The sequence below is a fragment of the Roseospira goensis genome (assembly GCF_014197795.1).
Lineage (GTDB): Bacteria > Pseudomonadota > Alphaproteobacteria > Rhodospirillales > Rhodospirillaceae > Rhodospira > Rhodospira goensis.
The window spans coordinates 75,450-87,783 of sequence record NZ_JACIGI010000018.1 but is presented as its reverse complement, the minus strand read 5'-3'; the positions used below and the strand labels follow the sequence as shown (position 1 = coordinate 87,783).

Genomic DNA, 12,334 nt, shown 5'->3' with positions numbered 1-12,334 from the left:
AACGGGGCCTCCCTGGCAGTCTGTGTCGTGTCGCAACTACCAGTGTGTCAGACCGTCCCGTTGTCCGCCCCTCCCCGATTTTCCGTCATGAACCTCTTTTTTGCGTCGATCCCATCCCGCAGCACTTTCTCATACCATCGCCCTGGCGATGTGATACCGAGCGCGGATCGCGATCAATCGGAACCACGATGTGGTTCGGATTGATCGCGTGACTCCGCGCGACCTATATGATTTTCAGCCGATTTTTCCGACAAACCGAAATCGTGCCGCGAGTCCGGTTTGTCGCACTCGGCTGTAAACCGCCCCGGGTTTGTTGGAGGCTGGTCGGCATGCCGCCCGGCGTCACCGGACCGGCGACCCGTCAGGCGGTCTGGGACGTCTCCTCGCGCAAGACGCGCTCGACCGGGATCATCAGGGTCGCGGTCGTGCCCACGCCGGGGCGACTGTCCAGATGCAGCGTGCCGCCGTGCAGCTCGATCAGAGACTTGACCAGCGCCAGGCCGAGACCGGTGCCCGGTTCGGTGCTGCTGCGTGTCAGGCTGGACTGGCGGAACGGCTCCAGAACGGTCTCCAGTTCGTCGGAGGGGATCCCGATCCCGGTATCCGTGACCAGGATCCGCATGCCATCGGGGGAAAGCCTGGCCCCCAGCGTGATGCGGCCCCCGATCGGCGTGAACTTGATGGCGTTCGACACCAGGTTCATGACCATCTGCATGAGCATGCGACCGTCCATCCAGAGGTCGGGCATGTCGGCGTCGACCGCCATGACAACATGCAGGTCCCGGACCAGGGCCCGGCTGCGCACCATCGCCAGCACGGAGTCCAGGGTCCCCTGTACACTGACGCGGCCTTCCTCCGGCATCATGCGCCCGGACTCCACCTTGGCCATGTCCAGGATGTCGCTGATGAGGCTGAGGAGGTATTCGCCGCTGACGTGAATGTCCCGGGCATAGTCGGCATAGCGGGCGTCGCCCAACGGTCCGAAAATCTCGTGCCGCATCATCTCCGAGAACCCGATCACCGCGTTGAGGGGGGTCCGCAGCTCGTGACTCATGCGGGCCAGGAACTCGGACTTGGCGCGGTTGGCGGCTTGGGCCTGATGATGCGCCTCGCGCAGATCGGCCTCGCGTTCGATACGGTCGGTGATGTCCTCCAGAACGCCGACGCAATGGGTGACGGCGCCGGTCTCATCCGCGACGGGCGCGATACTGAGCTGCGCCCAGAACTGCACACCATCTTTGCGGAGAAGGCGCACCGGAGCCGGGAACCACTCTCCGTTCGATGCCTCAAGCAGGCGCCGGGACCTCTCTTCGAGGGACTGGCCATGCGGCTCATCGCCCAGAAGGAACCCGAGGGTGCGCCCGAGCACCTCTGACGCCGCATACCCGGTCATGCGTTCGAACGCCGGGTTGCAGTCGACGATCGGCTGGTCGTCTTCGGCGCGCGTGATCATGATGCCATTGGCGGCGGCCGCGAGGGCCCGGGTGCGCAACCGCAACACGTCCTCGATCCGGCGTTTCTCGGTCACGTCGGTGCTGGTGCCGCGGAATCCGACCAGTGTCCCGCTGTCGTCAAAGATGGGCAGCACGTTCGACAGCAGGCGTACGAAGCGGCCGTCCTTGGTGCGGTTGACCGCCTCGACGGCCTTGATCGCCGTGCGGTCGCGCGCCGCGGCCCGCAGACCGCGCTCGAACAGCGCGCCCTCTTCCCCAACGATGAAGTCGGCCGGGGTGCGCCCGAGCATCTCCGCCGGCGTATAGCCGAGATTGACCTCGCAGTTGTCGGAGATGTAGGTGACCCGCCCGTCGGTATCGAGTTCCCAGACCCAGTCCGAGGTCGACTCGACGAAGTCGCGGAAGCGCCGCTCGGAGGTCCGCAGATCTTCCTCCAGGCGCTGTACATCGGTGACGTCGTAGTTCACCCCGACCAGTCGCGTGGCCCGCCCCGCGGGGTCCCGCATCATATGCGCGAACGCCCGCATGTGGCGCGTCTGTCCGTCCGGGCGCACCACACGGAAGGTGGTATCGAACGGCGCATCGCCGGCGATCGCGGCGCGAACCTCCCCCTGGACCCGCGGCAGATCGTCGGGGTGGACCCACTGCGCCCAGTCTTCCAACCGCGCCGAGAAATCCGCCGGGTCGATCCCGTACAGACTGAACATGCGCGCATCCCAGACCAGGGTGCGGCTGGCCAGGTCCAGATCCCACACCCCGATGCCGGCCGACTGCACGGCCACGGCCAGACGCTCGCTCAGACGCTCGATCTCGGCGCGCGCGCGGGCGCTTTCGGTCATGTCCCGGAACACCAGCACGACGCCGAGAATGGCCCCGTTGCGGTCGCGAATCGGCGCCGCACTGTCGGACACCTGACGGACGGTGCCGGCCCGATCAACAAGAACCGTGGTGTCGCTGAACGTCACGCCCGTGCCGCTCGCCAGGACTCGCGCCACGGGCGAGCCGGCGGGTCCGCCCGAGACACCGGCCTGCGTGCGGACGATGGCGTCGAACGGCCGTCCCCGCGCCTCGGAGTCCGGCCAGCCGGTCAGGGCCTCGGCCACCGGATTCATGTCCATGATCCGCCCCTCGGCGTCGGTCCCGATCACCGCCTCGCCGATCGACCGCAGGGTGGCCCGCAGGCGCTCATCGCTGGCCGCCAGATCGGCCGCATGGGACTGGATGTCCCGATCGGCCCGGCGCAGCATGATGGCGAAGAACGCGACCAAGCCCACCAGAACCACCGCCGTGCTGGCCACGATGCCGGCCACCTGCCAGCGCAGCGCCGTCACGGCGGCGGTGACGTCACGCGCCAGCATGAGAACGCCGATGGCGCCGCCGCTGGCATCGAAGAACGGCGTGACCTCGGCGTGCCAATGCCGCCGTCCGGCCGCGATCTGGCGCAGCCGCGCGTCGCCTGGAGCCCCGACGTCCGCCAACAGGCGGGACCAAAGCGCGCCGGCGTCGGCGCTCGATTCGTAGGCGGCCACGTGACTCTCGTACCGCTCCCAGGCGGCCCCGGCTGGCCGGTCCAGCACCGACCGACCGGCCTCCCAGTCCTCCCGGCGCAGGCGCGTCTTGTCCACCCAGATCGCCGTCGCCAGGTCGTCCATGACATGGGTCCGGGACAGGGCGTCCTGCACGCTCCGTCCCAGTTCGAGGTAGCCGACCGTCTGCCCGTCCACGCCGCCGACCACCGGCCAGACCACCCGCAGCGTCAGGGTCCCCAGCGGCCCCAACTCGACGCCGCTGGCCGACTGACCCGTTTCGCTGGCCCGCCGGAGCGTGAATCGGTCGATCGCGTCGCCATGTCGGTCGGGGGCGTGCAAGCGCAACAGCACGACCCGGTCCGGGCGATGAAAGTAGACATGGGTAACCGCGTGGGTTTCACGCAGATAGCGGTAGACCGGGGCGAACACCGCTTGCAGGCCGCTGCGGTTGCCGGTCTGCAAGCCCCGCTTCATCGCGGCCGACTCGCCGAGAACCTCGGCCACCATGAGCAGGCTCTCGGCCTGATGGTCTATGGTCGCGGTCAGATCGTCGCGGGCGTCGGCCAGCAGCCGCTGGCTTTCGCCGTCGAGCGCCCGCAGTTGGGTGGTGACCAGGCCATAGGCCAGCAAGGCCACCAGCCCCCCCAAAAGAACCGCGATGGACGGCAGAAGCCGGCGCCACAGAGGCCGCGGTGCTCGCGTGCCGTTGGCGTCGTCTCCACCGGACCGCCGCAGGGCGCCACCACTTCCGTCTTGCTGGCGGATCCTGAGGATGCTCACGCCGATTCCCCCTCGGCGACGCGCTGCCCCCCCGGACCGGCGCCGTCACCCTCTCGGTCACAACCCTGAATTCATCAAGAACCAGGGCAACCCGAGACCAAACCACGAGAAAACGTGTCCAAAAACGGAGTTCTGAAGCGAAACGCGCTCTATTTTAGGTAATCCCGCCCCTCATCTCATTTGAATAGTGTATCCGGCAATGGTTAAAAAACACTCCCCTCGCCTCGCCCGATGTTCTGGGGTCGGCGACAGGTCTCCCGTTATACGGTTTCCGTCCCACCCTTCGGTGTGGCGGTGGCGACCCCCATCACGCCCGCGGCACCCGAACCCACAGGCTGCTCTCCCGGTCGGGACACGGGACCGGAATCGCCGCCAGGGCCGCGCTGCGTTGGCGAGCCTGCATGCGGGTCAACGCGTAGCGGCTGGCGAACACGGGGTCGAGCGCACGGTTGGCGACCAGGGCGGCCACAGCGGCCTGTTCGTTGTAGCCGCGCCAGGCCCAACTCGCGGGATAGGGGTCGGGCAGAAAGATGTCGTGGAAATGGACCAGGACTCCGGGTCGCAGGCTGGGCAGGATCCGGTTGAGGATGATGTCCACGTCGGTCCCGGGCATCAGGATATGGCTGGCATCGAAGAAGGCGATGTCGCCCGCCTCCAGCGCCGTAAACAGCGGCAGGTGGTCCACCGCCAACACCTCGCGCACCCAACGGACCGGCAGGCCGTCCAGCGCCGCCCGCGGCCGGGGGTCGATACAACGGTGGTCGGCCGCGATGTCCCCGTCCAGGCGCGCCCGCGCTAAAAACCGGGTGGAATGCCCGGCGCCGACCTCGACGATACGGGCGGGGCGATGGCGCCGCACCAGGGCGTAGGCAGCCGCGGCGTCGAGCCCCGGGAACCAGAGCTGGCCCCAGCGCGGCGACGGGGGCGGCGCGGAGTCGGGGATGGTCAGCAGAGCCTCGGCGTGGTCGTCGATCGCGGCCAGAACCTCCCGGAAGCCGTCGGCCGCGCGCTCGAAAGCCGCCGCCGCGGCGGGGTATTCGGCCGGCGCCGCGTGCCCGACGCTGTCGGCGTGGCGATAGGGAATGAAGAACCCGCCCGGTCGCCCACCGACCACCGTCCGCAGGCCCATCGCCAGATAGCGCAGGCGGGTGGACAAGGGAACCGACAGCGGCGGAACGGGCATGGTGGCCTTGGTCCTTCGCGTGTTCGCTCGGCACGGCGGCGCCACGACCGGGTCCGACCGTGCCGTCAGGGATCCGCGGCGGCCCTCTCCTCCAGGCGCGCCCACACGGCGCGCTTCTCGGCCGCCGTCATCTTCGTCCACAGCCGGATTTCGTCGATGTGGCGACGGCAGCCAAGACACAGCCGTGTCGCCATGTCCAGCTTGCACACCGAGACACAGGGCGAGGGCACGGGGTCGTCCAGATCGGGGGCAGCCATGGGGTCGGACCTATGATGGAACGGCGGGGCGAGGACCGGCTTTGGGAACCGCCGGCGGAGCGCCGGCTTGGGCGACCGCCGGTGGATCGCCGGCTTGGGTGACCGCCGGCGGAGCGCCGGCTTGGGCGACCGCCGGTGGATCGAACGTCCGGGATGTGGCCCGCCATCCAGGTACAATCAAGGGATCGCGCCGCTCAGCACCCGTCGTCGTCGAGCTTGGTCAAGGACCGCAGCGACGCCCGCAGGGCCATGGTGCCGAAGTCCTGAATCACCTCTTCGGCCACCCCGTTCTCGTGGTAGCGCAGCCGCACCTCGTACTCCGGCAGGCTGGTGTCGCCCTCGGGCGCGAAGAAGCTGATGACCATGCGCCACGACGGCCCCGCCAGCAGGGGATGGTCGGGCAGCTCCGTCGCCTCACCGGCCGGCACCTCCTCGGTGACAACGGCGGTCGCCTGCATCGGACCGGCGGGCTCGGAGCCGTCGAACATCTGCGCCGTGAACAGGCGGTCGCCGGCCCGCGCCGCCTTGAGCACGGCGAAGGTATGCTCGGCCGGCAGCATCACGGCGGGATCGAGCGTCATCCGCTTCTCCTCCGGCTGCGTGAACGTTGCCACGCCGCCGCCATCCGGCTCGCGCGCGGCCCGACCGTCGATGATCTCATCAACGCTGCCGTTCCGTTCGGAGCGGATCCGGAAGCGGTACTTCGTGCCGTCCTTGCTCTCCCAGGAGATGAACGACCAGTCCGTTTCGATCGGATCGCCGCGGTTGTAGAACAGGTCCAGCTTGGTTCGGCTCTCCATCGCCCATCCGTCGCAGGTATCCGCGATCCGGTAGCGCATCGAGCCATTGGCGCTCACCACCGGGGTCCCGGGCGCGCGGCTGATGAGGCGCAGTTCGTAGACGGCCTCGTGCGGCATCAGGGTCGGCGCGGCGCCGGACGCGCCCTGCGCGGCGACCGCGCCCGGGAGCATCGCGGCCACCAGCCCCACGGCGCCGGCCGCGAGAACCAGGCCCAGGCCCGCGCCCCACCGTGACGGGCGGCAGCCTCGACCCGCCCCCGACCACCAGGGTCGGCTCGTGTCCGACGGCGCACGTGAAGCGGAACTCATCATGCCGGATCTCTCCTGTGCTCGGCGGCCCAACCAATTCATAGAGCAGATCGCGCCAAAATGGAATCGCGCCTCGGCCCCATTCTGGCGCGTGACTCTGCTCTAAAATCAATAATGTAGAGCCGACTCACGTTCGAAATCGGAGCGCATCTGCGGTTTCGATTTCGAACGATCGGCTCTCAACGGCCCGCGCGCGCCGCGCCCGGCCGTCTTCCCAATGTGGGACCCGGCACGCAGGGAGTCCAAGGAAGAGTTCTCCGAGTCATCCTGGCCGTCCCCATGACGGCCCGAACGGCGCCTGCGGGGGCACGCCGCGCCCTGCCCGTCGCACAAACATGCCCGTCGCACAAAACATGCCTGTTGCCCAAAAAAAGACCGGCGGCGCGTTGGGGGAAACGCGCCGCCGGCTCGGGGGACAGAAGATGCGAAGGGGACGCTCTCTTCAGGTATGGAGACTACCCCACGCTCCGTGACGCGAGCCTTTCCCCCGGATGAAGCATTTTTCATGAAATTGACGCAAGGCTATTCAACCACGGCGTCTCTCAGCGGGCGCGTATCAGGGTGCCCGCCCCGTGCGGGGTGAACAGCTCCAGAAGCACCGCGTGCGGCACGCGTCCGTCCAGGATGACGGCCGCCTCCACGGCGGTCTCGACCGCCTTCAGGCAGGTTTCGACCTTCGGGATCATGCCGCCGGTGATGGTGCCGCCGGCGATGCCCGCGTGGGCCTCGCCGGCCGACATCTCCTCGATCAACGCCCCGTCACGGTCCAGCACGCCCTTGACGTCGGTCAGCATCAACAGCCGCTTGGCCCCAACCGCCGCCGCCACCGCGCCGGCGGCGGTGTCGGCGTTGATGTTGAAGGTCTCGCCGTCCGCCCCCTGACCGATGGGGGCGATCACCGGGATCACGTCGGAGCCCTGGAAGAAGTTCAGCACGTGCGGCGTGATCTCCGTCGGCTCGCCGACGAACCCCAGGTCCAGCAGCTTCTCGATGTTGCTGTCGGGATCCTTGCGACTGCGGCGCAGCTTGGTGGCGCGGATCAGGTGGCCGTCCTTCCCCGACAGGCCGACGGCGAAGCCGCCCGCCTGGGTGATGGCGGTGACGATCTCCTTGTTGATCGACCCCGACAGCACCATCTCGACGATATCCACCGTGGCGCGGTCGGTCACCCGCAGGCCATCGACGAACTCGGACTGGATCTTCAGGCGCTCCAGCATCTTCTGAATCTGCGGACCACCGCCGTGGACGATGACCGGGTTGATCCCGACCTGCTTGAGCAACACCACGTCCTGCGCGAACAGGCTGGCCAGGTGACTGTCGCCCATGGCATGGCCGCCGTACTTGATGACCACGGTTTCGCCGGAAAACCGGCGCATGTACGGCAGCGCCTCGGACAGGGTCTTGGCCTTCTCCAGCCAGACCTCGCGCAGAGCCTCCTTGTCCTGCGTGGTGCCGTCGTAGCCCGTCATCCCCCCTCTCCTTCCCTGCGTCCCGCGCCCGGCATCCCGCGCCCGGCGTCGCGCCGTCGCGGCGCGCGACCGCCTCATGGCGCCGGCGGCTGCGCGATCTCCGCCAGGGCCGCCCGCAACTCCGGGATACCGGCTCCCGTTTGGGCCGATGTCACCAGCACCTGCGGGTGCGCGGCGACATGCTCGCGCAGCGCCGCCACCGTGGCCGCCTGTTGTTCGGCGACCGCCTTGATGCCCAGCTTGTCGGCCTTGGTCAACACCACCTGATAGTTCACCGCGGCGCCATCCAACAGGCCCATCACGGTCCGGTCGACGCTCTTCAGCCCATGCCGCGCGTCGACCAGCAGCAGCACCCGACGCAGCGGCGGCCGGCCCTTCAGGTAGGCGTTCACCAGCCGGGTCCAGGCGTCCACCTTCGCCTTCGGCGCCCGCGCGAAGCCGTGCCCCGGCAGATCGGCCAGCATCAGCCGCGGCCGCCCGTCGGGGCCAAGCGCGAACAGGTTGATTTCCTGGGTCCGCCCGGGCGTGTTGGAGGTGCGCGCCAGGGTGTTGCGTCCGGTGAGCGCGTTGACGAGGCTGGACTTGCCCACGTTGGAGCGACCACTGAAGGCGACCTCCGGCAAGCCGGAGGCGGGCAGCCCGGCCAGGTCGACGACGCCGCGCAGGAAGGTGCAGGGCTGCGCGAACAGCACCCGCCCGGCCTCGATCCGTGCCGCCTGCGCGGCGGCGCCCTCCACCTCGGGCGCCGTACCGTCCGCCATGGCCCTCTCCCGTGCCGCCGATCGTCCGGTCCGTCCGTCGTCAGGAACTGACCGACACCCCCATGCGCCGCATGATGACCCACTGCTGCAACATCGACAGGGCGTTGTTGATCGTCCAGTAGATGACCAGCCCGGCGGGGAACTGGGCCAGCAGGAAGGTGAACAGGACCGGCAGCATCATCATGATCCGCGCCTGCGTCGGGTCCGGCGGGGTCGGGTTCAGCTTCTGCTGGATGTACATCGTGGTGCCCATGATGAGCGGCCAGATGCCGATGCTGAGGAACTGCGGCGCCCCCCAGGGCAGCAAGCCGAACAGCTCGAACACGTTGGTCGGATCCGGCGCCGACAGATCCTGGATCCATCCGTAGAACGGGGCATGGCGCATCTCGATCGAGACGAACAACACCTTGTAGAGGGCGAAGAACACGGGAATCTGGATCAGGATCGGCAGACAGCCCGATACCGGACTGGCCTTCTCGCGCTTGTACAGCGCCATCATTTCCTGACTCAGACGCTGGCGATCGTCCTTGAATCGCTCCTGCAGCTTCTTCATCTCCGGCTGCATCTTCTTCAGCTTCGTCATAGAGACGTAAGACTTGTTCGCAAGCGGATAGAAGGCGATCTTCAGAAGCACCGTGAAGGCGATGATGGCGAGACCGAAGTTGCCGAGCAGGTCCTCCAGCCACAGCAGCGAATAGAAGAAGGGCTTGGTCAGGAAGTAGAACCAGCCGAAGTCGATGGCCAGATCGAAGTTGGTGATGCCGAGGGTTTCCTCGTACCCGTCGAGCAGTTCCACCTCCTTCGCGCCGGCGAACAGGTGGTTGGTGGTCTCGATGCTGCCCCCCGGCGCCACCGTCTGTCCCGGCAGCCGGTAGTCCACCTGGAAGCGTTCGCGTCCGTCCACCTCGCGGCGGCTGAAGCGGGTGGCGGCCTGGACCTCCTGGTCGAAGGCCAGCGCCGCCAGCCAATACTTGTCGGTGATGCCGATCCAGCCGCCCGTGGTGGTCTGCTGCTGGGTCTGCTCGTCTTCCAGGTCGCCGTAGTTCACCTCCTTCAGCGTGCCGTCGAACACGCCGAGCGGACCTTCGTGCAGAATCCAGATGCCCGTGGTGGCCGGCCGGTCGGTGCGCGAGACCAATCCATACGGAAACAGCGTGACCGGCGCCGTGCCGCTGTTCTCGACCCGCTGGGTGACCGTGAACATGTAGTGCTCGTCCACGGCAAGCGTGCGCACGAACCGCAGGCCCTGGCCATTGTCCCAGGTCAGGGTCACCGGACTGTCGATCCGCAGCGGACCGCCGGTGGCCTCCCACTCCGTCTGCGGTCCCGGCACCGCGACCGGCGCGCCATCCGCCGTCGTCCCGGCCACCCAGCCGAACTCGGCGTAGTACGGGTCCGGCGCCCCGGTGGGCGAGAAGATGTGGATCGGCGGGGAGTCGGGCTCCAGTGTCTCGCGGTACTCCGGCAGCGTCAGGTCGTCCAGTCGCGCCCCCGTCAAGCGGATCGAGCCGCGCACGGCCGGCGTCTCAATCGCCACGCGCGGCCCGGTGAGCGCGTCGTCGCGGCTGGCGGCGATATCGGCGGCGCTCGTCACCCCGGGCATGCCCGGGGCCTGCGGGACCTCGGCCTGCCGCCCGGCCGTGGGGGCGCCCGGCACCGCACCGCTCTCTGCTCCCTGCACGGCCGGCGTCTGCGGTGTCTCCGCGGTCTGCTCGACCGGTGTCGGCGGCGGCGGCGCAATGGTGCGCCAGACCAGCTCGAACCCGAGCAGAACCGCGATGGAAAGCACGACCGCCAGGATCAGATTGCGCTGTTCGACCATGAGTCCTTTGTCCGTCAGGGAACCCGGCCCGCCATCCGGCGGCCGGGGCGAAAAAGCGTCTGCGACAGCAGCCTCGGCCAGGGAGATCGGGCGCTCAACGGGACCCCGGATCCGGACCGGCGTCCCGGTGCCCGCCCGCGTCGGCCGAGCGCGCAGACGACGCGGCCTCGGCCCCGTGCCCGGAGTCGGGCCGAGGGCCGGCGGTCCGTGGCGGAGGGACGGGATCGTATCCCATGCCGCCCCACGGATGGCAACGAAGAATCCGTTTCACGGCGAGCCAGCCACCGGCCAGCACGCCGTGGTGCTGCACCGCCTCCATGGCATAGGCCGAGCACGTCGGGGTGAACCGACAACTCGGCCCCAGAAGGGGCGACAGGACCAACTGATAGAGGCGAATCAGGCCCCGCACGAGATGACGCGGCAGATGCCGGAGCCTGCGGCCGAGCCCGCTCATGACCGGCCGCGGCCTCGCCGGCCCCGGCCCGCGCGATCGCCCCCCCCGCCCTTGCGCGCGGGCGACGTCGGCAGCCGGCCGAGCGCCTTTCGCATGTCGTCGAGAAGGGTTGAGAACGCCTGCGCGTTGGTCTCCTGGCGTCCGATCAGGACGTAGTCCCAACCCGGCCGGGCGGCCAGCGGGAACACCTGATCGGCCGCGGCGCGCAGGCGCCGGCGGGCGCGGTTCCGCACCACGGCATTGCCGACCTTACGGCTGACGGTGAAACCCAGGCGTGGCCGCAGCGCGCCCGCCCCACCGGGAACGCGACGGGCGGACGGATTGGGGGCGGCCTGGAGGATGAAGCCGGGCGTCACCCACTTGATCCGGGCGCCGGCCACGCGAAGGAAGTCGCCGCGGCGCTTCAGGCGCTCGACGGGAGGCGGCGGCGCCGTCTCGGGGCTCGGGAGGTCTGGACGCTCGGCTGCGGTCATGGCGCGCGGTCCACGGCGGCCCGCCCCCGGATAGGCGACGGTGGCGGCCCCCGGAACGCGGTCGGCCTACGCCGACAGGCGCTTGCGGCCCTTGGACCGGCGGTTGGCGAGCACGCGGCGCCCCCCCACGGTGGCGCTGCGGCTGCGGAAGCCGTGGCGGCGCTTGCGGACGAGTTTGCTGGGCTGATAGGGACGTTTCACGGTCACGACTCCGGCTGCAAAGGCGGGTTTGGCATGAGAGCGGGGTGTATACTGGCGCCCTCAGGGCGTGTCAACGCTGCACCCCGCGGCACCCCCGCCATGCCGGCGCGGGATGTGGCCGGCCGTGGTCGCGCGCACCGCACTCCGGCGGGCGGCCTGCCGGCCCCGGGCGCCACACCGCACCCGCGGATCGCGCCACACCGACTCGCGCCAACGGATCGTTACCGGGCGCGATCGGCGTTCGGGGCAGGCCGCTCATGCCATCCCGGAGACGGTGCCCACTGTCGCCCTCAGGTCGTCCGATCCTGGGGCCGTCCAGGGCCGCGCCGGGCCGCCCGCGCGGGTGCGCCGGCACATCCCTGACGAGACATGCCGAACCCCGGTCACTCGGGCGTGCTGCGCACGAGGCTCTTGAGCATCTCCAGGACCCGGGCCCGCACCACCTCGGTCGGCAGCCGCCAGTAGGTCTGGACCAGCTCCAGCGATTCCGTCCGCTTCATCGGATCGTCGTCGTCACCGATGTCCAGGTCGTCCTCGGTGAAGTGGACCTTCACCTCTTCGTCACGGGCGGCGACCGCGTCCTTGGTCAGGTCCTCGAAGAAGTAGCTGACCGGAACGTTCAGGAACCGCGAGACGTCGAACAGACGGCTGGCGCTGATGCGGTTGGTGCCGCGCTCGTACTTCTGGACCTGCTGAAAGCTGACGCCCAGGGCGCGGGCCATCTGGTCCTGGCTCTTGCCCAGCATCGTGCGACGCAGGCGCATGCGCTGTCCGACATGGATGTCAATCGGATCGGGTCCATCAATCGACGCCGCACGACGCCGACGACCCTCGCGCACCTC

11 protein-coding genes are annotated in these 12,334 nt (G+C 69.0%); all 11 read right to left on the bottom strand.

Annotated elements, in window-relative coordinates; translation table 11 throughout:
• Positions 1 to 361 precede the first annotated feature (361 nt).
• Entirely contained in the window at positions 362 to 3,763 is a 3,402-nt protein-coding gene (locus tag GGD88_RS11690; protein WP_221237120.1) for a PAS domain S-box protein, read from the bottom strand.
• A gap of 307 nt (positions 3,764 to 4,070) precedes the next feature.
• Complete coding sequence (locus GGD88_RS11685; protein ID WP_184435628.1) at positions 4,071 to 4,946, bottom strand: class I SAM-dependent methyltransferase; 876 nt, start codon at positions 4,944 to 4,946, stop codon at positions 4,071 to 4,073.
• Positions 4,947 to 5,011: 65 nt separating this feature from the next.
• Positions 5,012 to 5,203 (bottom strand): DUF1289 domain-containing protein, encoded by a 192-nt coding sequence (locus tag GGD88_RS11680; protein ID WP_184435626.1) that lies wholly within the window; start codon positions 5,201 to 5,203, stop codon positions 5,012 to 5,014.
• Positions 5,204 to 5,397: 194 nt separating this feature from the next.
• Positions 5,398 to 6,315, bottom strand: a complete 918-nt coding sequence (locus tag GGD88_RS11675) for an EipB family protein (protein WP_184435624.1) — start codon at positions 6,313 to 6,315, stop codon at positions 5,398 to 5,400.
• 539 nt (positions 6,316 to 6,854) lie between these two features.
• On the bottom strand, positions 6,855 to 7,781 hold the full coding sequence (gene argB / locus GGD88_RS11670) for an acetylglutamate kinase (RefSeq protein ID WP_184435622.1): 927 nt from the start codon (positions 7,779 to 7,781) through the stop codon (positions 6,855 to 6,857).
• A gap of 74 nt (positions 7,782 to 7,855) precedes the next feature.
• Entirely contained in the window at positions 7,856 to 8,542 is a 687-nt protein-coding gene (gene yihA, locus GGD88_RS11665) for a ribosome biogenesis GTP-binding protein YihA/YsxC (protein ID WP_184435620.1), read from the bottom strand.
• 40 nt (positions 8,543 to 8,582) lie between these two features.
• Positions 8,583 to 10,364 (bottom strand): membrane protein insertase YidC, encoded by a 1,782-nt coding sequence (gene yidC / locus GGD88_RS11660; protein WP_184435618.1) that lies wholly within the window; start codon positions 10,362 to 10,364, stop codon positions 8,583 to 8,585.
• Between the two features lie 94 nt (positions 10,365 to 10,458).
• Entirely contained in the window at positions 10,459 to 10,818 is a 360-nt protein-coding gene (gene yidD / locus GGD88_RS11655; protein WP_184435616.1) for a membrane protein insertion efficiency factor YidD, read from the bottom strand.
• Entirely contained in the window at positions 10,815 to 11,291 is a 477-nt protein-coding gene (rnpA, locus tag GGD88_RS11650) for a ribonuclease P protein component (protein WP_184435614.1), read from the bottom strand. The genes yidD and rnpA overlap by 4 nt, the downstream gene beginning before the upstream one ends.
• 66 nt (positions 11,292 to 11,357) lie before the next feature.
• The gene (rpmH, locus tag GGD88_RS11645) at positions 11,358 to 11,492 is read right to left on the bottom strand and encodes a 50S ribosomal protein L34 (RefSeq protein ID WP_184435612.1); all 135 of its coding nucleotides are present in this window, start codon (positions 11,490 to 11,492) and stop codon (positions 11,358 to 11,360) included.
• Between the two features lie 383 nt (positions 11,493 to 11,875).
• Positions 11,876 to 12,256, bottom strand: a complete 381-nt coding sequence (locus GGD88_RS11640; protein WP_246423715.1) for a helix-turn-helix domain-containing protein — start codon at positions 12,254 to 12,256, stop codon at positions 11,876 to 11,878.
• Positions 12,257 to 12,334: the final 78 nt, after the last annotated feature.